Genomic DNA, 20,841 nt, shown 5'->3' with positions numbered 1-20,841 from the left:
CGTCGAGGAGTGCGCCTACCCACCTATACCGCCTTCTATCACGACCCTTCAGGCCGGTGATCAGCGCGGATTCCGGGCAGCGCGAAGCCGCGCGACCGCTCGGGCCGCGCGGGCTCTCTCAGCGCTTGGCGGCGCGCAGCAGGAAGCCGACGACCCGTACGACGGGCGAGGCGGGCGCCTCGCACCAGTTGGCGGGCTGCTTCGGCTTGCTCCACGGAGAGGGGAGCTCGCACGAGGGAGCCTGCGGCTTGGGCCGCTCACACCACGATCCGGGAGGATTCATACTTCCACTGTACAACCGGGCATCACGCTTTCAGCGGCTGAATGGAGCGGGACGCGCGCACGACCGCCGCGAGGGCGTCCGGGTCGGCGGTGCGTTCGTACACGTCCAGCGCGGTGTCGGCCAGCTTGATCACGTGCTCGTCGCCGTGCGCGACGGCCCGGTCGAACGCCTCCTGCGCGGAGCCGGGCGCGGCGGGCAGCTCCCGCCCGGTCACCGGCCCCGCGGGCCCGTACGCGGCCGTGACCGCGGCGGCGGCGGCCCACGCCGCGTCGAGGCTCGGCACCCAGAGGGAGGCGGGCAGGGCGGGCAGCGTGCGGAGCACCGCCGTGGGGGCGGTCGCCGAGTGGATCAGCATGACGGGCGAGCCGTGCGCGTGGGTGAGATAGCGCAGGGTGGCGGCGTCGGCCAGCGCGGCGAGCCGGTCCCTGGCCTCGCCGGCGCCCGAGGCCGGGGCCAGCGCGGCGACCGACGGCTCCCAGCCGCCGGTGCCGGCGAGCTGGCGGAGCCGGTGGTCGATGTCCCGGCTCTGGTCGGCCACCCGCGGCACCCCGGCCAGCGCGCCCGACGGCGTCTCCGTGCCGGACGGCGGGGCCGCTCCGGCCACGGGCTGCCAGCGTGCCGCCCAGTAGCCGAGCGCCTGCCCCAGCTCGGCGAGCCGCGGCCCGTCCTCCAGCTCCAGCAGGGCGTGGACCGCGTGGCCGGTGCGGATGACGCCGTGGGTCGCCCCGGCCGCGATGCCGGGCAGCAGCCGCGGCCACCACTCCTCCAGCACGGCCCGCCACGGCCGTTCCTTCGTCTCCCGCTCGAAGAACCGCAGCCAGTCGCCGAGCCGTCGCGGGTCGCCCAGCGCTTCGCGCCAGTCGTCCCCGATCGCGCGGGTGCCGCCGGGAGCCTCCTCCAGGCGGGCGGTGTAGGCGTCCAGCCAGCGGTGGACCTCGCGGGCGTGCCCGCGCCTGACCATCGACTCGACCGCCATCGGGCCGTGGTTGCTCAGCCAGCCGTCGAACTCGGGGCCGGTGCGGTGCAGCCGCTCGAACGCCTCTTCCAGGGTGCCGCTGTCGTCCATGCACCCGACGCTAGCCCCGCCCGCCCCCGCCGCGCCTCGGTCCATGGACCTAGGCGCCCTCCTCCGTTCGTCCTATGACGGATCGCCGGAGCTCCGGCGGGTAACCTGCCGGGGTGCTGGTCGTACACGGGGTGTGGGCGGGAGAAGGGCTGGCCTTCTGGGCGGAGCAGCCCGCGCGGGCTGCGGGCGGGCCCGGCCGGCATCCGTTCGCCGCGCCGGTCCCCGCGCTGCGGGAGGCGCTCGGCGTCGACGGCGGGGACGAGCCGGAGCTGGCGCTGCTGCTGCCCGGGACGGCGAAGGAGCCGATGCCCTCGCCCGAGACGGGGCGGCCCGCGACCGCGACGCGGCCCCGGTTGCGGGTGTGGCGGGTGCCCGCCGTGGTGCCGCCCGTCTCGGCCGCCCTGCGGGTGGTGGACGCCTGCGACGGCAGCGCCACCGTCCGTCACTGGGCGGCCGCCGCCGGGTTCGCCCGCGACCTGGTACGGCGCGGCCGGGTGGTCCCGCGGCTGGTGGCGGCTCCCGGCGGCGCCTGCCGTGCGGTCTGGGAGCCGGTGGTCACCCGGGGTGACGCGGCGTACTTCAGGGAGCTGGCCCTGGCGATGCCGCCCGCGTCCCGTACCTCGGAGGTGGAGCGGCCGTCCGGGGAGGTGCTGTGGGAGGCGCTCGGGGCGTTCACCGACGCGCTGGTCCGTGAGGCGCTGCCCGAGCCGCTCGTCGAGCGGGCGGTGACGGCGCGCGAGCGGTGGCTGGCCGCCCTGACCGGCCCCGACGGCTCGTGCCCCGACGTGCCGGGTCTGCGCGAGGAGCTGGACCGGTGGCGCGAGACGGTGGTGAGCGCCGAGGGCGCCGCGCGGGTGTGCTTCCGGCTGGTCGAGCCGGTCGAGGAGGACGAGGCCGACCGTGACCTCGACGCGGGGTGGCGGGTGGAGCTGGCTCTGCAGGGGGTGGAGGACCCGAGCCTGTACGTGCCCGCCGTGCGGGTGTGGCGCGGGGAGCCGGTGGCCGGGGTGCCGGCGGCGGAGCGGGAGCTGCTGGCCGGGCTCGGCCGGGCGGTGCGGCTCTATCCGGAGCTGGAGCGGGCGCTGCGCGTGGCCGAGCCGGGCGAGCTGGTGCTCGACACCGCGGGCGCGTTCGGGTTCCTCAGGGAGGCGGCGCCGCTGCTGCAGGCCGCCGGGTTCGGGGTGCTGCTCCCCCGCTGGGCCGGGCGGAACCGGCTGGGGCTGAAGGTGACGGCCAGGAGCAAGGACCCGGGGGCGGTGGCCGGGCAGGGGCTGGGGCTGCGCGAGCTGGTCGGCTTCCGGGTCGACCTGGCCGTGGCCGGGGAGACGATCGGCGAGGAGGAACTGGCCGAGCTGGCCCGGTTGAAGGTGCCGCTGGTCCGGGTGCGCGGCCGGTGGGTGGAGCTGGACGAACGGCAGCTGGCGGCCGCGCTGCGGGTGGTCGGCGGCGAGCGGGCCGGTGAGGCCCCGGCGGCCGACCTGCTGCGGCAGGTGGTCCGGGGCGACGGCGAGCTGCCGCTGCTGGAGGTGGACGCCGACGGGGTGCTCGGCGACCTGCTGTCCGGCGAGGCGGAGCGGCGGCTGCGGCCGATCGGCACGCCCGCGGGCATCGACGCGACGCTCCGCCCGTACCAGGAGCGGGGGCTGGCCTGGCTGAGCTTCCTGTCGGAGCTGGGGCTGGGCGGGATCCTGGCCGACGACATGGGGCTGGGCAAGACGATCACCACCCTGGCGCTGCTGGTCCACGAGGGGACGGGGCCGACGCTGCTGGTGTGCCCGATGTCGCTGCTGGGCAACTGGCAGCGGGAGGCGGCCCGGTTCGCGCCGGGCCTGCGCGTGTACACCCACCACGGCCCCGGCCGCGACCCCGCGCTCATCGCCGGCGCCGACCTGGTCCTCACCACGTACGGCACGGCGCAGCGGGACCTGGAGGCGCTGCGCGAGGTCTCCTGGCGGCGGGTGGTGTGCGACGAGGCGCAGGCGATCAAGAACAGCGGCACGCTCCAGGCCAGGGCGGTCCGGGCGATCCCGGCGGCGCAGCGGCTGGCGCTGACCGGGACCCCGGTGGAGAACCACCTGGCCGAGCTCTGGTCGATCATGGAGTTCGCCAACCAGGGGCTGCTGGGGACGCGGGCCGGGTTCAGGGAGCGGTTCCAGGAGCCGATCGAGGCCCGGCAGGACGAGGAGGCGGCGCACGCGCTCAGACGGGCGACCGGGCCGTTCATCCTGCGGCGCGTCAAGACCGACAAGTCGGTGATCAGCGACCTGCCGGAGAAGCTGGAGATCAAGGAGTGGTGCCCGCTCACCACCGAGCAGGCGTCGCTCTACCAGGCGGTCGTGGACGACATGCTGGGCAAGATCGACGGCAGTGAGGGGATCGAGCGGCGCGGGCTGGTGCTGGCGACCGTGGCCAAGCTCAAGCAGGTCTGCAACCACCCGGCCCACCTGCTCAAGGACGGCTCCAGGCTGGCCGGCAGGTCGGGCAAGCTGCAGCGGCTGGAGCAGCTCGCCGAGGAGATCCTGGCCGAGGGCGAGAAGGCGCTGGTGTTCACCCAGTACACCGAGTTCGGCGCCATGCTCCAGCCCTACCTGGCGCGGCGGCTGGACCGGCCGGTGCTCTGGCTGCACGGCGGCCTGCCGAAGAAGGCCCGCGACCGGCTGGTCGACCGCTTCCAGGAGGACGGCGAGCCGATGCTGTTCCTGCTGTCGCTCAGGGCGGCGGGCGTGGGGCTCAACCTGACCGCCGCCAGTCACGTCGTCCACGTCGACCGCTGGTGGAACCCGGCCGTCGAGGACCAGGCCACCGACCGCGCCTTCCGCATCGGCCAGCGCAAGAACGTGCAGGTCCGCAAGCTGATCTGCGCCGGCACGCTGGAGGAGCGGGTCGACGAGCTGATGGAGCGCAAGAAGGCGCTGGCCGAGCGGGTGGTGGGCACCGGCGAGGACTGGCTGACGGACCTGTCGACGCGGGAGCTGCGCGAGGTGTTCCGGCTGACTTCGGAGGCGGTGGCCTGAGATGCGGTACGGGACCCCGATCAAGGTCGAGGGCGGCCTCCGCGCCCGGTCGAGGCGCGGCTCGATCGGGTCGGCGTGGTGGTCGCGGCGGTTCATCGACATCCTGGAGCGCGTCTGCGACCGGGGCAGGCTCTCACGCGGGCGCGGCTACGCCAGAGCCGGGCAGGTGCTGTCCATCGACCTGTCGCCCGGCCTGGTGTCGGCCGCCGTGCAGGGTTCGCGGCGCACCCCGTACGAGGTGACGATCGCGATCGAGGCGTACGGCGAGGACCGCTGGGAGACGCTGGAGTCGGCGATCGCCGAGCAGGCGGTCTACCGGGCCAAGCTGCTGGCCGGGGAGATGCCGGAGGAGATCGAGGAGCTGTTCGCCTCTGTCGGCGTCGACCTGTTCCCGCGCGATCTCGGCATGGACTGCTCGTGTCCCGACTGGGGGTTCCCGTGCAAGCACGTGTCGGCGGTGCTGTACCTGCTGGCGGAGTCGTTCGACGAGGACCCGTTCCTGGTGCTGGCGTGGCGCGGGCGGGGGCGCGCGGAGCTGCTGGGCTCGCTCGCCGCCCGGCCCGCCGCGGGCGTCCCGGCGGTGGCGGACGTGCCGTTCGCGGAGCGGCTGGCGGACTTCTACACGCCGGGCGGCAGCGCGCACCCGCCGGAGCGCCGCCCGGCGGGCTCGGACCTGCTCCCCCGGCTCTTCCCGCCGCCCGCGGACCTGGCCGCCCCGCTCGGCGTCGCCTACCGCCGGCTGGGTGAGTGAGCCGGGGTCAGCGGTCCTCGAAGTCAGCCGGGACCATGACGCGTACGCCGTTGGGCACCACGCGGAGCCTGATCGGGGTGCGGAGCCGCACCTCGCCGTCGACGTCGGCGGCCATCGGCGGGTCGGTCTCCAGCAGCATCTCCCGCCCGGTCACGAAGGGGCCGCCGGCCAGGCTCCGCCACCGGCCCGTGGTGGCGCGGGCGAGCGTCTCGACCAGCAGCCGCAGCTTCTTGCCCGAGCCGAGCTGGTAGGCGACGAGCATGCCGTCGTCGATGCTGATGTCGCGGGCCACCTGCCAGCCGCCGTGGAAGCGGCCGTTGGCGATGTTGAGCTGGTGGGTGAGAAGCTCGTGGCGCTGCCCGTCGACCGTGATGTAGGCCCGGAACGGGCGGTGGCCGGGCAGGATCGTGAGCGCGGTCAGCGGGTAGGCGGGCCGGCCCACCCACCGCTTCAGCCACGGCCTGACCTTGCCCGCCACCTCCACCGACACCCCGAAGCTGGCCAGGTTGGCGAACGGCCGGTCGTCGGCCATGCCGAGGTCGATGTCGGCCACCTTGCCGGTGGCGAACACCCGGATCGCGCCCGAGAGGTCGAGCGGCAGGCCGAGGCTGCGGGCGAAGTTGTTGGTGGTGCCGAGCGGCAGGACGCCGAGCGCCACGTCGCGGTGGGCGACGTGGCGCACGGCGGAGGAGAGCGTGCCGTCGCCGCCGCCGACGATCAGCAGGTCGGGCCCCGTCGCCAGGGCCGTGTCGAGCAGCTCGCGCAGCCGTTTCGGGTTGTAGACGCCGATCTCGGCCAGCGGCTCGAAGCCCAGCTCGTGGACCTGCTCGATCACCTCGAAGTAGTGGCGGCGGCCGCGTCGTGAGCGAGTGTTGATCACCACTGCCACACGGCGATCCTTGAGGATCGCCGCGGTGTGCTCGGCCTTGGTGCGCAGTTCGCTCATGGTCATCAATCGTAGGTCCAGAAGCCCCTGCCTTCGCACGGCGACCGTGTGAAGACAGGGGCTCGCGACCCGCCTGATCTACTTCTTCGGCGGGGTCACCTGGACGATGGCGCCGAGGTCGCCGGGGAGCGGGCTGATCAGCTTGATCCCCACGCCCAGCGCCTTGCCCTCGTCCCCCGGGTTACCGGAGCCGAGCACGTGGCCGCCGCCGATGTCGAGGCCGTAGTACTCGGTGGCCGGGGCGCCGTCCACGTTCACCACGCGGGTGCTGTACGGCTGGTCGCCCTTGGACGGGACGACGGTGGAGGCGTCGAAGTCCCGGTAGAACAGGCCGCCGTCCTGGACCTCCAGGCCGGGGTACCAGGTCTTGGCGTCGGTGAACTCCTTGACGCCCTTCAGCCCGCCGATCTGCGTGCAGTACTCGCTGAACGGCTCGTCCGGCGCCTCCAGGCACTCCTTGAGCGGGTAGGTGTTCCTGAACGAGAACGCCGCGTTGGACGTCTGGGTGCGGCCTTCCATGTTCTTGTGCCTGGTCGGGTCCTTCGCGGCCGCCTCGCCGGTGCGGCGCAGCGGGTCGAAGTGGGAGTCGACGAGCAGCAGGGTGCCCTTGGAGCCGATGCTCGGCGCCGCCTCCAGGTTGTTCACCAGCACGTTGTTGGTGTAGGTCGAGTCGCGGTACCAGACCAGCAGGCCGGGCGCGTTGTACTTGACCTTCTCCACCTTCCACGCCCCGTCACGCGAGTACGTGGTGTCGTAGGCGTACTGCAGGCCCTTGTCGAACCCGTCGAAGTTGCGCCACTCGGCGAGGTAGAACCGCTGGATCTCGCGCTCGCCGTTGTTGATCGTCCAGCCCTGGCCGCTGGTGTTGGTGAAGGTGCCGCCGGTGGCCCGCCAGCCGTTCTCGCCGCCCTCGACGTCGTCGCTCCACACGGTGGCGCCGTCGCTGGTGAGCTCGAAGTCGTCGGCGTGCCAGCCGCGCGGGGTGAAGGCCGCGTCGGTGTTGTACGTCAGCCGCAGCTTGATCGATTGGCCGGCGAACGGGGTCAGGTCGACGTAGTCGTGCCGCCAGCCGCCGGTGTCACCGGTGATGCCGTACTTCTTGTCGCCGAAGGTGGCGAGGTTCTTGTTCGGGTCCGGGTAGTCGTCGGGCGTGGTGATCTCGTCGCCGGCCTCGTCGAAGACCTTCTGCTGGGCCCAGGTCGAGCCGCCGTCGGTGGACACCTCGACGAAGCCGAAGTCCCAGTCGGACTCGATCTCGTAGTTGTTCCACATCCAGAACCGCACGTCGGACCCGGCGGGCACGTCGATGTCGCGGCCCACCGAGACGTTCGCCCACTCCTGGTCCATGCCGGACCACCAGGCGTTGCCGCCGCTGTGCGGGTCGACCATCTTGAGCGGCTCGGAGGCCAGGTTCACCCGGACGCCGTCCTGGGTGAGCTTCGGCGTGCGGGAGGACTGGCCGACGGTGACCAGGCTCTTGCGGTCACCCGGGTCGAACACCTTCGGGTTGGCCCAGCCGAGCACCCACTTGTCCCACAGGCCCATGTGCGTGGGCATGGACTGGAAGATCGGGCCGGAGTGGGAGCCACTGGACATCAGGTCCCAGAAGTCCACCGCGGAGCTGCCCGCGCCGGAGGTGTCGTACAGGTCGGGCAGGCCGAGGTCGTGGCCGTACTCGTGGGCGAAGACGCCGACGCCGGAGTCCTCGGGCTGCACGATGTAGTTGGAGATCTTCATGTCGGTGCCGGGCACCTGGTAGCCGCCGGCGACCGCGCTGGAGTGGGCCCAGATGGCGTAGGTGCCCTCGGCGCCGCCGTCGGAGGACTTGTCCTTGCCGGCGTGGACCAGCACGAGGTGGTCGATCACGCCGTCGGGCTCGGCGAAGTTCCCGTCGCCGTCGGCGTCGGAGACGTCCTCGAGGTCGTAGTCGGCCCAGGGGAAGTCCGGCTGGGTCTGGGCCAGCACGTCGACGGCGTCGATGGCGAGCTGGCCGGCGCCGAGCGGGTTGTCCGGGTGGCCGGACATGTCCTGCGGGTTGCCGCCGCAGGCCGCGGCGCCGTACCAGGCCTCGGAGTGCGGGGCCTTGATCCAGCCGACGGCGGAGCCGGTGACGGAGTAGGCGCCCTTGGACATCTCCTCGTACATCTTCTTCAGCGTGAAGCCGGAGATGTCGATGCCTGGCCTGCCGTCGCGGGGGTCCTTCAGGTCCTTGCGTACGCGCTCGGTGATGCCCTTGTCGGTGTAGAGCATCTTGTTGAAGTGCTCGGGGCTGAAGTCCTTGACCCAGAAGGAGTTGTTGTCCTTGTTCGGCAGCGTGGCCGGGTCCGGGATGTTGTTGTGCAGGGGGCCGTTCTTGAGCGTGCCGGCCGGCTCGACGAGGCAGTCGTCGGGGGCGCTGTCGACGGTTCGCAGCCGGTTGTAACCGGAGAAGTCGTCGTCGGCGTTCTCGTTGAACTCGACCAGCAGCGTCAGCAGCTTGGCGGTCCTGGTCTGCTTGGTCTTCTTGAAGATGAAGTCGGCGGGGTTGCGGCCGGTCCTCAGGGCCTCCTGCTCGCGGGCGGCGAGCACCCGGGCGGCCGCCGGGTTGCCCAGGCTGTGCTTCTGGTCGATCTCCCGTGCCCGCGACCGTGAGCGCTTGTCACCGCCCGGCGCGCCCGGTTCCTCGGGCGTGGCCTCGTCCCTGGGCGGGGCGTAGTTGATGTAGAAGTCGGACGGACCGGGCTCGTAGCGCGCCACGGAGGACGCTTGCGCGGTGGGCGCCGTGAGGGTGGCGCCCAGCAGGGCTACTGCCGGGATCGTGGCTAAGAGGCGCGTCTTTCGGGACACCGAGTACCCCTTCTGCCCGGGGTCGCCGGGCGATGGCCGGAGGGTTTCGCAAGCCGGACGGTAGACCCCGGATAAACTCGGCGTAAAGTCGCGGGTCGAAATATCACGAAACCAGGACATTCACCACAGCAGCCATGCCGCGACGGCGGCACCCCCCAGTGCCCCGCCGTAACACACCACGGCGATCGGCAGATCGAACCGGGCCAGGCCCAGCAGTTCCTCGCTGGTGTGGCGGATCCGGTGCGCGGCGTGGAAGAGGCAGAGCGCCACGACCGCCACCAGCGCCACCCGCACCGGCAGAGGTTCGAGCGCGCCCGCGAGGTGCGCGGCGGACGGCCAGTCGAGCACGCCCAGCGGCATGAGCACGCCGAACAGCAGCACGAGCACCGGCAGCAGCAGCGCGGCGACCACGCCTCCGCCGCTGAAGAGCAGCCACAGGTACGGTTCCAGCACGCGTCTCATGGCGACCTCAGCACGACGTACGCGACGACCGCGGAGACCAGCAGCCAGGCCGAGTGGTTGCCGCCCTGGATCATCCAGGCGGGCACCCGCCAGCCGTCCAGCCGCACCACCGTGGCCTTGGGCGCGAGGTTGAGGAAGGTGATCGCGTGGAAGCAGGTCGCGGCCAGCGCCACCACGTTGACCGCGATCATCCACGGTTGCCCGGCGAGCGCGACGAAGCCCGCGTACCCGCCGCCGGTCAGGGCGGCGATCATCAGCAGCAGGTACGCGACCGTCCAGGCCACGAACACGCTGGTCAGCTCCCGGAGCACGAAGATCGTGTAGCGCCGCGAGCGGGCGAACCAGAGCCGGTCGCGGCCGCGTACGTAGGGCGCGGTCATCGACGGCTCCACGGCAGCACCGAGCGGAGCGCGGCGGTCAGCTTGTAGCGCTGGATGGCCTCGGCCGGGTCGACGTGCTTGGGGCAGGCGTTCGTGCACTCGCCGACGAACGTGCACCCCCAGACGGCGTCCTCCTGGCTCAGCACGTCGAACCGGTCGTCCATGTCGCGCGAGTCCAGGTTGTAGCGCTGCGCCAGCGCGATCGCCGCGGGCCCGAGGAAGTCCGGGTCGAGCACGTACACCGGGCAGGCCGAGTAGCAGAGCATGCAGTTGATGCACATGCTGTACTGCTTGTAGGCGTCGAGCTGCGCCGGGGTCTGCGCGTACTCGGCGGTCAGCGGCAGCTCCTCGCCCTCCCTGACCAGCCACGGCCGCACCGACGACAGCTTGGCCAGGAAGTCCTCGATGTCCACCACCAGGTCCCTGATGACCGGGAACCCCTTGAGCGGCTCGATCCTGACCGGTCCGTCCCCGTACTCGGTGAGGAAGGTCCCGCAGGTCAGCCGGGGTTCGCCGTTGACGGTCATGCCGCACGACCCGCAGATGCCCATCCGGCACGACCAGCGGAACGACAGCGTGCCGTCCAGCCGGTCCTTGACGTAGGTGAGCCCGTCGAGCACCGCCCAGTCGGGCATGAGCGGCACCTCGTACGACGCGAACACGGGCTCGGCGTCCTGCCCGGGGCGGTACCGGGCGACCTCCAGCCGGATCGACTCAGTCACGGCCATAGACCCTTTCCCCTGGGGGCCAGCGGGTGATGGTGACGGGCAGCAGCCCCACCGAGGGGGTGCCGTCGGGGGCGCGGTGGACCAGCGAGTGCGCCAGGAAGGCGCCGTCGTCCCTGACGGGGAAGTCGGTGCGCTGGTGGGCCCCGCGCGACTCCTGCCGGTTCAGCGCGCAGGCCACGATGGTCCGCGCGACGTCGAGCATGGCCCGCAGCTCCAGCAGGTTGATCATCTCGGTGTTGAAGACGGCGCTGGTGTCGTCGGCCCGCGCCTTCAGGGCCCGCTCGCACAGCTCGGCGAGGGTGTCGGCGGCCTTGGCCAGCACGTCGCCGCCGCGGTAGATGCCGGCCGCGCCCTCCAGCGTGTGCTGCATCTCCTCGCGCAGGACGGCGACGCGCTCGCCGTTCGCGCGGCCCTCGCGGGCGCGGGTCAGCCGCCGCCGCTCGTCGTCGCCCTGGCTGCGCACCGCGGGCGGCTCGCCCTCGCGGTGGGTACGGGCGAACTCGGCGGCGGCGGTCCCGGCCCGCCTGCCGAAGACGAGGATCTCCGACAGCGAGTTGGAGCCGAGCCGGTTGGCGCCGTTGATGCTCACGCAGGCCGTCTCCCCCGCCGCGTACAACCCCGCGACCGGGGTGGCCCCGTCGAGGTCGGTGTGCACGCCGCCCATCATGTAGTGCACGACGGGACGGACCGGGATGAGGTCGGTGGCCGGGTCGAGGTTCTGGTAGCTGCGGCAGAGCTCGCGCACGAACGGGATGCGGGCGTCGATCTTGTCCTCGCCGAGGTGGCGCAGGTCTAGGTAGACGACGGGCCCGTACGGGGTGTCGGCCGTGCGCCCTTTGCGCTGCTCGTGGACGAACGCCTGGGAGAGCCGGTCGCGCGGGCCCAGCTCCATGCTGCGCAGCTTCGGGGCGGGGGTGGGCCGGCCCAGGTCGTAGTCCTGCAGGTAGCGGTAGCCGTCCTTGTTGATCAGCCAGCCGCCCTCGGCCCTGGCCGCCTCGGTGATGAGGATGCCGGTGAACGGCAGCCCGGTGGGGTGGTACTGGACGAACTCCATGTCCTTCAGCGGCGCGCCCGCCCGGTAGGCCAGCGCCATGCCGTCGCCGGTCTTGATGGTCGCGTTGGTGGTGAACGGGAAGGCCCGGCCGCAGCCGCCGGTGGCCAGGATCACGGTCCTGGCGGGGATCGCCTCGACGCGGCCGGTCCTCATCTCGACGGCGACCACGCCGTGCACCCGGCCGTCGTCGACGATGAGCTGGGTGACGTACCACTCGTCGTATCGCACGATGTCGGGATATTTCAGGGTGGTCTGGAAGAGCGTGTGCAGCAGGTGGAAGCCCGTCTTGTCGGCCGCGTACCAGGTGCGCTGCCGTTTCATGCCGCCGAACGGGCGCACCGCGACCCGCCCGTCGGGCTCCCTGCTCCACGGGCAGCCCCAGTGTTCCAGCTGGATGAGCTCGCGGGGCGCCTCGGCCACGAACGCCTCCACCGCGTCCTGGTCGCACAGCCAGTCGCCGCCGGAGATCGTGTCGTAGCAGTGCTCGTCCAGGCTGTCGCCGGCGCCGATCACCGCGGCGGCGCCGCCCTCGGCGGAGACCGTGTGGCTGCGCATCGGATACACCTTGGACAGCACGGCCACGGTCAGGGACGGGTCGGTCTCGGCGACCGCGAGCGCGGCGCGCAGGCCGGCCCCGCCGCCCCCGACGATGAGCACGTCGATCATGCGATCAGCTCCCGCGGTCGGGCTGGATCGGGTCCTTCACCCGCCTGCCGTCGTGGCGGACGGCGGACAGGTGGATGCTGCCGTCGTGGTACTCGTGCCGGATCCGGCGGCAGCCGCAGTCGAAGAACTGGTCGCGGATGACGAGGCCGTAGCCGTCGTCGTCGACGAGGCGTTCGCCTCCCGACTTCCTCCCGCAGGGGGCCGTCTCGGGGGTGAAGGGGATCTTGGTGCCGGTCATCGCCGATCTCCTTAGACAGGCGACTGAATGGGCGGATCGTCACATCAACAGAAGCACCGCGACCTCTCGGGGGAAAGGTCTCACTTTGTTTCGCGGCGCTTGAGCGCGGCCTGCTGGGCCTCCTTCAGCTCCGGCTTGTCGTCGGGCGGGTAGTGCAGGTCGAAGGCGGGCCGTTCGGAGCGGATCGGCGGCATGAAGGAGAAGTTGTGCCGGGGCGGCGGGCAGCTCGTGGCCCACTCCAGGGAGCCGGCGAACCCCCACGGGTCGTCGACGGTGACCTTGGGCGCCCGTCTGGCCGTCCTCCAGACGTTGTAGAGGAACGGCAGCGTCGAGGCGCCGAGCAGGAACGCCCCCGCCGAGGAGATCTCGTTGAGCAGGGTGAACCCGTCGCCGGGCGAGTAGTCGGCGTAGCGGCGCGGGAACCCGAGCATGCCCAGCCAGTGCTGCACCAGGAAGGTGGTGTGGAAGCCGATGAACAGCGTCCAGAAGTGGAGCTGGCCCAGCCGGTCGTCCAGCATCCGGCCGGTCATCTTGGGCCACCAGAAGTAGAACCCGGCGAACATGGCGAACACGACCGTGCCGAACACCACGTAGTGGAAGTGGGCCACCACGAAGTAGGAGTCGGTGACCTGGAAGTCGAGCGGCGGCGAGCCCAGGATGACGCCGGTGAGCCCGCCGAGCAGGAAGGTGACGAGGAACCCGATGGCGAACATCATCGGCGCCTCGAAGGACAGGTGTCCCCGCCACATGGTGCCGATCCAGTTGAAGAACTTCACCCCGGTCGGCACCGCGATGAGGAAGGTCATGAACGAGAAGAACGGCAGCAGCACCTGCCCGGTGGGGAACATGTGGTGCGCCCAGACGGTCATGGACAGCCCGGCGATGGCGATGGTCGCGCCGACCAGCCCGATGTAGCCGAAGATCGGCTTGCGCGAGAAAACGGGGATGACCTCGGTGATGATGCCGAAGAACGGCAGCGCGATGATGTAGACCTCGGGGTGCCCGAAGAACCAGAAGAGGTGCTGGTAGAGGATCGGCCCGCCGTTGGACGGGTCGAACACCTGGGTGCCCAGCCGCCGGTCCGACTCCAGCACCAGCAGCGCGGCGGCCAGCACGGGGAACGCCATCAGCACGAGCATGCTGGTCAGCAGCACGTTCCAGGTGAAGATCGGCATCCGGAACATGGTCATGCCGGGCGCCCGCATGCCGATGATCGTGGTGATGAAGTTGACCGCGCCGAGGATCGTGCCGAGTCCGGCGAGGGCCAGCCCCATGATCCACAGGTCGCCGCCGACGCCGGGCGAGTAGGTGGCCGACGACAGCGGCGTGTAGGCGAACCAGCCGAAGCTCGCCGCCCCGCCCGGGGTGAAGAAGCCGGCCACCGCGATCAGGCCGCCGAACAGGAACAGCCAGAAGCTGACCGCGTTGAGCCGCGGGAAGGCCACGTCGGGCGCGCCGATCTGCAACGGCATGACCGCGTTGGCGAACCCGGCGAACAGCGGGGTGGCGAACAGCAGCAGCATGATCGTGCCGTGCATGGTGAACATCTGGTTGTAGGTCTCGGCGTCGACGACCTGCAGTCCCGGCGCCGCCAGCTCGGCCCGGATGATCATCGCCATGACCCCGCCGATCAGGAAGAACCCGAACGAGGAGATCAGATACAGGTAGCCGATCACCTTGTGATCGGTGGTCGACAGCCAGGACGCGATGACCGTCCCGGTGCGCCGTCGCCTGACCTGTTCGATCGAGGTCTCGCGAACGGTGGTCACGGCTGCTCCCTCCAGTAGAGGTGGCGTGCCTACCCATTCCACGCCAACGATCGACGTGCGTGAAGGAGTTTTTCGAAGATTGCCGATATGTCCCCTTCTCGGATGGCGGACGCGGGCCAGGACCGGCCCCAGGATCTTCTATCCTTCGTGTCAACCCGATCGGAGGAGAGATTTCGTGACCGCTTCGCGTGACTACGCCGCCCTCGCCCAGCGTGGGCTCTCGCTCGACCTCACCAGGGGGAAGCCGTCGCCGCGTCAGCTCGACCTCTCCAACGACATGCTGAGGCTGCCGGAGTCCTACCACGCGGCCGACGGCACCGACGCCCGCAACTACGGCGACCTGCAGGGCCTGCCCGAGCTGCGCGAGCTGTTCGGCCCGCTGCTGCAGGTGCCGCCGGCGCAGGTCGTGGTGGGCGGCAACGCCAGCCTCGCGCTCATGCACGACACGGTCGTGCACGCGCTGCTCGGCAAGGTGCCGGGCGCCGAGCGGCGGTGGGTGGAGGAGCCGGAGATCACCTTCCTGTGCCCGGTGCCCGGCTACGACCGCCACTTCACGATCTGCGAGCGGCTCGGCATCACGATGGTGGCCGTCCCGATGGGCCCTGACGGCCCCGACATGGACGTCGTCGAGCGGCTCGTGGCGAGCGACCCGAAGGTCAAGGGCATGTGGTGCGTGCCCAAGTACAGCAACCCGTCCGGCGTCGTCTACAGCGACGAGACCGTGCGCCGGCTCGCCGCCATGCCGGCGGCCGCCCCCGACTTCCGGATCTTCTGGGACAACGCCTACGCCGTCCACCACCTCACCGACACCCCGGCCGAGCTGGCCGACCTGCTCGCGCTCTGCGCCGCCCACGGCAACCCCGACCGGGCCCTCGTGTACGGCTCCACCTCCAAGGTGACGCTGGCCGGCGCGGGCGTGTCGTTCTTCGGCTCGTCCCCGGCGAACGTGGAGTGGTTCCTGGCCAACACCCGCAAGCAGTCCATCGGGCCCGACAAGCTCAACCAGCTGCGCCACGTCGAGTTCCTGCGCGACGCCGACGGGGTGGCCGCCCACATGCGCCGCCACGCCGAGCTGATCGCGCCCAAGTTCGAGCTGGTCGACCGGGTGCTGACCAAGGAGCTCGGCGGCCTCGCCACCTGGACCAGCCCGCGGGGCGGCTACTTCATCAGCCTGGAGGTGCCGCACGCCGCCGAGGTGGTGGCCAGGGCCAAGGCGGCGGGCATCGCGCTCACGCCCGCCGGGGCCACCCACCCGTACGGCGAGGACCCGGACGACCGCGTGATCCGGATCGCCCCCACCTACCCCGAGCTGGACGAGCTGGAGCAGGCCATCCTCGGCCTGACCGTGTGCGTGCGGCTGGTGGCGGAAGAGCGCGCCTGATCAGAGCTTCCCGGCGGGGGGCCGGAAGCCGAAGATGTACTGACGCGTCTCGTGCGGGTGGAAGGTGACGTCGACCCCGGGCTCGAAGGCGACGTTGTCGCGGGAGCAGTAGCAGAGGCTCTCCCAGACGGCGTACGCCTTCTCCCGGGCGGGCCCCTCGGCCTCGTCGCGCTTGCGCGCCCCGTACGCGCCGAGCACGAGCAGCAGCCCGACCCCCCAGAACACGCCGGTCAGGCAGAACGGCGCGAGCAGCACCTCCGCCCAGCCGGAGAACTTGCCCATCGCGATCACCAGCGACACGACCAGGTGCAGCAGGGCCGCCACGCCGAGCAGGACGTACCCCTGGTTCCTGGTCCAGGGCGTGTAGTGGCGGCTGGGGAACGACAACCAGACCGCGAGCTGCGTACGGCTCATCTGGTGTTTGGACGCGCCCAGCGCGGCTCGCGAGGGCAGGTCGGCGACCTCACGATCGCCGGGCAGCCTGACCCGCCCGATCCGATACGTCGTGCCCGCCGCCACGACCCCCGGCACCGCGATGACCTGATCTACCAGCCCGCATGCCGGACACTTCACTTCCACCCGCCGCAGTCTCTCCGTAAAACGACACTCCATGCAAACCGTAAGGTTCTTCATGTGAGACCCATTGACGCCCTGGTGAGTTCCCTGCCCGACGGCCGGGTCGTGACCGACCCCGACGTGATCGACTCCTACGCCCGCGACCGCACGTTCGTGGCGCCCGGCAAACCGCTCGCCGCGGTGCTGGCCGGCTCGCGCGACGACGTGGTGGCCACGCTGCGCTGGGCGAGCGAGCACCGGGTGCCGGTCGTGCCGCGCGGCGCGGGCACCGGGCTCGCCGGCGGCGCGACCGCGGGCGACGGCGCGGTCATCCTCTCCCTGGCCAGGATGGACCAGATCAGGGAGCTCGCTCCCGCCGACGAGATCGCCGTGGCCGAGCCCGGCGTGATCACCGCCGACCTCGACCGGGCCGCCAGGCAGCACGGGCTGATGTACGCGCCGGACCCTTCCTCGTACGAGATCTCCACGATCGGCGGCAACCTGGCGACGAACGCGGGCGGGCTGCGCTGCGTCAAGTACGGCGTCACCCGCGACTCGGCGCTCGGGCTGGAGGTGGTGCTGGCCGACGGGCGGATCCTGAACACCGGGCGGCGCACCATGAAGGGCGTCACCGGCTACGACCTGACCGGCCTGTTCGTCGGCTCCGAGGGCACGCTGGGCGTGATCACCGCCGCCACCGTGCGGCTGCGGCCGGTCCCGGCGGCTCCGGCGACGTTCGCGGCCGAGTTCGGCTCGCTGCGCGACGCGGGCGCGGCGGTGTCGGCGATCATGGCGGCGGGGTGCCAGCCGTCGCTGATGGAGCTGCTCGACCGGGCCACGCTGGAGGCCATCGACGACTGGCGCAACATCGGCCTGGAGGCGGGCACGATGGCCATGCTCATCGGCCAGTCCGACGCCTCCGACGGCCAGGCCGCCGCCGCCCGCATGGAGCGGCTCTGCCTCGACAACGGCGCCACGTTCGTGGCCGTCTCCTCCAGCCCGCAGGAGACCGAGGAACTGATCGGGCTGCGCCGGATGGCCTACCAGGCCAAGGAGCGGCTCGGCGCGTGCCTGGTCGAGGACGTGTGCGTGCCCCGCTCGGTGCTGCCCGACATGATCGGCGCGATCGAGGCCGCCGCCGCCCGGCACGGCGTGCGCATCTGCACCGTCGCGCACGCCGGCGACGGCAACCTGCACCCGGTGTTCGTCTTCGAGCACGGTACGAGCGAGCCGCCGCCCGAGGTGTGGGCCGCGGCGGACGAGGTGTTCACGCGGGCCCTGGAGCTGGGCGGCACGCTCACCGGCGAGCACGGGGTCGGCGTGCTCAAGCGGCGCTGGCTGGCGTTGGAGACGGGGCCGGTGGCGCGGGAGGTGCAGCACGGCATCAAGGCCGTCTTCGACCCGCTGAACATCCTCAACCCGGGCAAGGCGATCTGACCGGTGGCCGGTTGTTCACCAAGACGTGACCTCGGCCGCGAATCCCGTAACGACCTGCGTGAAAACGCTGACACGCGAGCGTCAGACAGAGAAGATATTCCAGGTAGCGACTCATACCAATAGTCACGCTGGTAGCGTTTTGCCCCAGCGATCGTTCTGTATGGGGGTCCGGGGTGAGTCAGTTCCAGCCGTTGATGGCGGACGACCCGCAACGGCTGGGCGCGTTCGAGATCGTCGCCCGGCTAGGCGAGGGTGGCCAGGGGGTGGTCTACCTTGGCCGGACGGCGTCCGGCGAGCAGGTCGCCGTCAAGCTTCTGCACAATGCCCTGGCGGCCGACCCGGAAGCCAGGAGCCGCTTCCTGCGCGAGGTGGCGGTGGCCCAGCGGGTCGCCCGGTTCTGCACCGCGCCGGTGCTCCACGCCGACCTGGAGGGCAGCCGGCCGTACATCGTCAGCGAGTTCGTGCAGGGGCCGTCGCTGCGTGAGCTGGTGATCAACGAGGGCCCGCGCCGGGGGGCGGCGCTCGAACGGCTCGCGATCAGCACCGCGACCGCCCTGGCGGCCATCCACCGGGCGGGCATCCTGCACCGCGACTTCAAGCCCGCCAACGTGCTCATGGGTCCCGAAGGGCCCGTGGTGATCGACTTCGGCATCGCCCGCGCCCTCGACGCGCCCGGCGCGACCGCGACCGGCATGGCCATGGGCACCCCGTCCTACCTCGCACCCGAGCAGCTCACCGGCACCGCGCCGGTGTCGGAGGCGGCGGACGTGTTCGCGTGGGGCGTCACCATGGTGTACGCCGCCACCGGCAAGCCGGCCTTCGGCGCCGACTCGATCCCGGTGGTGATGAACCGCATCCTCCACCAGGAGCCGCAGCTCGGCGGGATGGAGGGGCGGCTGGCCGAACTGGTGGCGCTCTGCCTGTCGAAGGACCCCGGCCAGCGGCCGTCGGCCGACCGGCTGATCGTCGAGCTGACGGGCCAGCCGGCGCCCAACGCGGCCATCGAACCGGTCTCGGGCCCCCAGGCCCAGCGCCCCTACGAGCCCGCCCCGTACCCCTCCCCCGAAGGAGCCACCCCCTTCGGCGCGGGCCCCTCCGAGGGCATTGGAACGCGGCAGACCCCCGCCCACCCGGGCCACGCGGCAGCAGCCCACCTGGCCGCCCATCCCGGCACGAACCATCCCGGACCGGGCCAACCTGGCGCTGGCCAGGGGGGCGCTCAGCCTGGCACGGAGTACCCGGCCGGCCAGCCTGGGACAGGCCAGCCGGGCACTCAGCCTGGCACGGGATACCCGGCCGGCCAGCCTGGGACGGGCCAGCCGGGCGTGCAGCCCGGACCTGGCGGTCCGCAGAATCCGTGGATGCCTGGGGCCGCGGCCGACGCCATGCCGCACACGGGCGCGTACGGCCCGCCCGGAGGCGCGCCCGAGACCACCGGCGGCGGCGCTCCCGGCGGGCACCCGGCGATGCACGGGTCGCCCGGCATGGGCGCCCAGCCTCCGTTCCCGGGCGCGCAGCATCCCGGCCAGGCGGGACCCGCCGCCCACGGCCAGGGCGGCCCTGGACACGCCGGTGCCGGTCCTGTCGCGCAAGGCGGACCGGGATCCGCGGGCCAGGGCGGACCGGGGCACCCGGGATCCGCGGGCCAAGGCGGACCGGGGCAGGGCGGGCCTTTCGGCCCCGGTCAGCAAGGTCCCGGTCAGCAAGGTCCCGGGCAGCAAGGTCCCGGGCAGCAAGGTCCCGGGCAGCAAGGTCCTGGGCGGGCGCCGCGTGAGCCGATGTCCAAGCAGCGGCGGTCGCTCACGTTCGCGCTCTCCGGAGCCGCGGCCGCGGCGCTGCTCGTGGTGGTCGGCGCCGTCGTGGTGCAGGCCAACGCCAAGTCCACGCCCGTGATGAACGTGGACAACGCCACCGCCTCCACCGCCCCCGCGTCCCAGCCCCCGCCCACCCCGGACACGTACTCCCCGGTCCCCACCCCGGACCTGGAGGAGCCGAAGCCGACCAAGACCCGGAAGAAGAAGACCGACGAGGCCACCGCCAGGCCCGACACGATCACGGTCCCCACCACCCGCCCGACGACCACCAAGCCGTCATCGTCGCCGTCGCCCACGAAAAAGAAGAAGAAGCGGAACACCCTCGTCGAGCCGGACCTGGAGCCGACGACGCAGCCCACGAGCGGCGGCGAGCAGACGGACCTGCCGACCAAGCCGCGCCCCAAGCCGCTGGTCAAGAACACCACGAACGTGGTCGCCCTCTGCGGCACCGGCTACAAGGTGATCAACCAGCGCAAGCTCGCCGACAAGTCCGGCCAGGACACCGCCATGATCTACCTGCTCTACCACACCGGCCAGGGCAAGAACTGCGTGGTGACCAAGTCGCTCTACGTGCACACCGACAAGGTCGCGATGAGCGCCCACCTCCAGGTCAAGGGCGGCGCGCAGGCCGACGACCCGGGCCGCTTCACCCGGCACGCCGGCCCGATCCGGCTGGCCGCCAAGAAGAAGTGCGTCATCTGGGGCGGCACCTTCGAGGGCGTGAGCTGGAAGTCCGGCTGGAGCCACTGCGGCTGAGCCCCGAGCCTCGCGGGCCGCGCTCCCTCCGGGAGTGCGGCCCTTCTCATGCGGGCAGGATGGCGCTACCGTTCCTGACGTGATCGTCAAGTCTCTGACCCAGCGGGGGAAGCGGACCCGCGCCGCTCTCCTGACGGCGGGGCGGGACGCGTTCGAGGAGTGCGGGTACGACGGGGTACGGGTCGACGACGTGTGCGCGCGGGCCGGGGTCTCCCATGGCACGTTCTACACGTACTTCGACTCCAAGGAGGCGCTGTTCGCCGAGGTCGCGGAGGCGGTGGTGGGCGAGATGTTCGCGGCGAACGTGGTCGGCCCGTCCGCGCCCGCCGACCCGTACGCGCGGATAGCCGCCGCCAACCGGCTCTACCTGCGGGCCTGGTCGGCGAACTCGCGCCTGGTGCGGATGCTGGAGCACGCGGCCACCGTCGACGACCGGTTCGGCGGCCTGCTGCTGGAGCTGCGCGAGGTGTTCGTGCGGCGCGGCGAGGAGGGGCTGCGGCGGCTGCAGCAGCAGGGTCTGGCCGACGCGTCACTCGACCCCAGGCTGACGGCGATCATGCTGGGCGGCATGGTGGAGCAGTTCGCGCACGTGTGGCTGGACCTCGGCGAGCGGGCGAGCGAGGAGGCCGCCGTGGACCATCTCACGCGGCTGTGGGCGCGGGCCATCGGGCTGACGCCGCCGTCAGGTTCCGGGGAGGAAGCGTGATCATCAGCA

Annotated in this window: 17 protein-coding genes; 6 read left to right on the top strand and 11 right to left on the bottom strand. The window is 71.9% G+C overall.

Annotation, left to right across the window (positions count from 1 at the left end):
- Positions 1-118: 118 nt before the first annotated feature.
- Together ABD999_RS02605 and ABD999_RS02600 are read right to left on the bottom strand one after the other, a co-directional pair.
- Positions 119-283 carry a hypothetical protein gene (locus ABD999_RS02605; protein WP_187281066.1) on the bottom strand — a complete coding sequence of 55 codons (165 nt, stop codon included), beginning with the start codon at positions 281-283 and terminating at the stop codon, positions 119-121.
- A gap of 22 nt (positions 284-305) precedes the next feature.
- Positions 306-1,349 carry a questin oxidase family protein gene (locus tag ABD999_RS02600; RefSeq protein WP_219545421.1) on the bottom strand — a complete coding sequence of 348 codons (1,044 nt, stop codon included), beginning with the start codon at positions 1,347-1,349 and terminating at the stop codon, positions 306-308.
- Between the two features lie 113 nt (positions 1,350-1,462).
- Here ABD999_RS02600 and ABD999_RS02595 point away from each other — a divergent pair, with 113 nt between their 5' ends.
- Together ABD999_RS02595 and ABD999_RS02590 are read left to right on the top strand one after the other, a co-directional pair.
- Positions 1,463-4,363: a DEAD/DEAH box helicase gene (locus ABD999_RS02595; RefSeq protein ID WP_271278298.1), complete on the top strand. Its 2,901-nt coding sequence runs from the start codon at positions 1,463-1,465 to the stop codon at positions 4,361-4,363.
- Position 4,364: 1 nt separating this feature from the next.
- On the top strand, positions 4,365-5,114 hold the full coding sequence (locus tag ABD999_RS02590) for an SWIM zinc finger family protein (protein ID WP_271278299.1): 750 nt from the start codon (positions 4,365-4,367) through the stop codon (positions 5,112-5,114).
- A 7-nt stretch (positions 5,115-5,121) separates the two neighbouring features.
- Here ABD999_RS02590 and ABD999_RS02585 read toward each other — a convergent pair whose 3' ends face one another.
- The 8 genes from ABD999_RS02585 to ctaD form a co-directional block, all read right to left on the bottom strand.
- Entirely contained in the window at positions 5,122-6,060 is a 939-nt protein-coding gene (locus ABD999_RS02585) for a diacylglycerol/lipid kinase family protein (protein ID WP_148030588.1), read from the bottom strand.
- 78 nt (positions 6,061-6,138) lie between these two features.
- A complete protein-coding gene (locus ABD999_RS02580; protein ID WP_271278300.1) occupies positions 6,139-8,886 on the bottom strand; it encodes an immune inhibitor A domain-containing protein in 2,748 nt (915 codons plus the stop codon).
- Positions 8,887-9,006: 120 nt separating this feature from the next.
- On the bottom strand, positions 9,007-9,348 hold the full coding sequence (locus tag ABD999_RS02575; RefSeq protein ID WP_219545417.1) for a hypothetical protein: 342 nt from the start codon (positions 9,346-9,348) through the stop codon (positions 9,007-9,009).
- A complete protein-coding gene (locus tag ABD999_RS02570) occupies positions 9,345-9,728 on the bottom strand; it encodes a fumarate reductase subunit C (protein WP_271278301.1) in 384 nt (127 codons plus the stop codon). Before ABD999_RS02570 ends, ABD999_RS02575 begins: the two co-directional genes overlap by 4 nt.
- Positions 9,725-10,450, bottom strand: coding sequence for a succinate dehydrogenase iron-sulfur subunit (gene sdhB / locus ABD999_RS02565; protein ID WP_148030584.1), 726 nt, complete (start codon positions 10,448-10,450; stop codon positions 9,725-9,727). The genes ABD999_RS02570 and sdhB overlap by 4 nt, the downstream gene beginning before the upstream one ends.
- The gene (gene frdA / locus ABD999_RS02560; protein WP_271278302.1) at positions 10,443-12,176 is read right to left on the bottom strand and encodes a fumarate reductase (quinol) flavoprotein subunit; all 1,734 of its coding nucleotides are present in this window, start codon (positions 12,174-12,176) and stop codon (positions 10,443-10,445) included. The genes sdhB and frdA overlap by 8 nt, the downstream gene beginning before the upstream one ends.
- Positions 12,177-12,180: 4 nt before the next feature.
- Complete coding sequence (locus ABD999_RS02555) at positions 12,181-12,414, bottom strand: hypothetical protein (protein WP_271278303.1); 234 nt, start codon at positions 12,412-12,414, stop codon at positions 12,181-12,183.
- An 80-nt stretch (positions 12,415-12,494) separates the two neighbouring features.
- The gene (gene ctaD, locus ABD999_RS02550) at positions 12,495-14,183 is read right to left on the bottom strand and encodes an aa3-type cytochrome oxidase subunit I (protein WP_271278304.1); all 1,689 of its coding nucleotides are present in this window, start codon (positions 14,181-14,183) and stop codon (positions 12,495-12,497) included.
- Between the two features lie 175 nt (positions 14,184-14,358).
- Between ctaD and ABD999_RS02545 the strand changes: the two genes are divergently transcribed.
- A complete protein-coding gene (locus tag ABD999_RS02545) occupies positions 14,359-15,564 on the top strand; it encodes an aspartate aminotransferase type Ic (RefSeq protein WP_271278305.1) in 1,206 nt (401 codons plus the stop codon).
- Here the strand turns inward: ABD999_RS02545 and ABD999_RS02540 are convergent, their stop codons facing one another.
- Positions 15,565-16,143: a hypothetical protein gene (locus ABD999_RS02540; RefSeq protein ID WP_148030579.1), complete on the bottom strand. Its 579-nt coding sequence runs from the start codon at positions 16,141-16,143 to the stop codon at positions 15,565-15,567. It abuts the gene before it with no gap.
- Between the two features lie 54 nt (positions 16,144-16,197).
- Between ABD999_RS02540 and ABD999_RS02535 the strand changes: the two genes are divergently transcribed.
- From ABD999_RS02535 to ABD999_RS02525, 3 genes are all read left to right on the top strand, one after another.
- Complete coding sequence (locus ABD999_RS02535; protein ID WP_271278306.1) at positions 16,198-17,556, top strand: FAD-binding oxidoreductase; 1,359 nt, start codon at positions 16,198-16,200, stop codon at positions 17,554-17,556.
- A 173-nt stretch (positions 17,557-17,729) separates the two neighbouring features.
- Complete coding sequence (locus ABD999_RS02530; RefSeq protein ID WP_271278307.1) at positions 17,730-20,126, top strand: serine/threonine protein kinase; 2,397 nt, start codon at positions 17,730-17,732, stop codon at positions 20,124-20,126.
- A gap of 79 nt (positions 20,127-20,205) precedes the next feature.
- On the top strand, positions 20,206-20,832 hold the full coding sequence (locus ABD999_RS02525) for a TetR/AcrR family transcriptional regulator (RefSeq protein ID WP_187281064.1): 627 nt from the start codon (positions 20,206-20,208) through the stop codon (positions 20,830-20,832).
- Positions 20,833-20,841: the final 9 nt, after the last annotated feature.

Origin of the sequence: Nonomuraea ferruginea, from assembly GCF_039540635.1 — a bacterium.
GTDB classification, from domain to species: Bacteria; Actinomycetota; Actinomycetes; order Streptosporangiales; family Streptosporangiaceae; genus Nonomuraea; species Nonomuraea ferruginea.
Note: the sequence above shows the minus strand (reverse complement) of the source record. Positions and strands in the feature narration are given on the sequence as shown.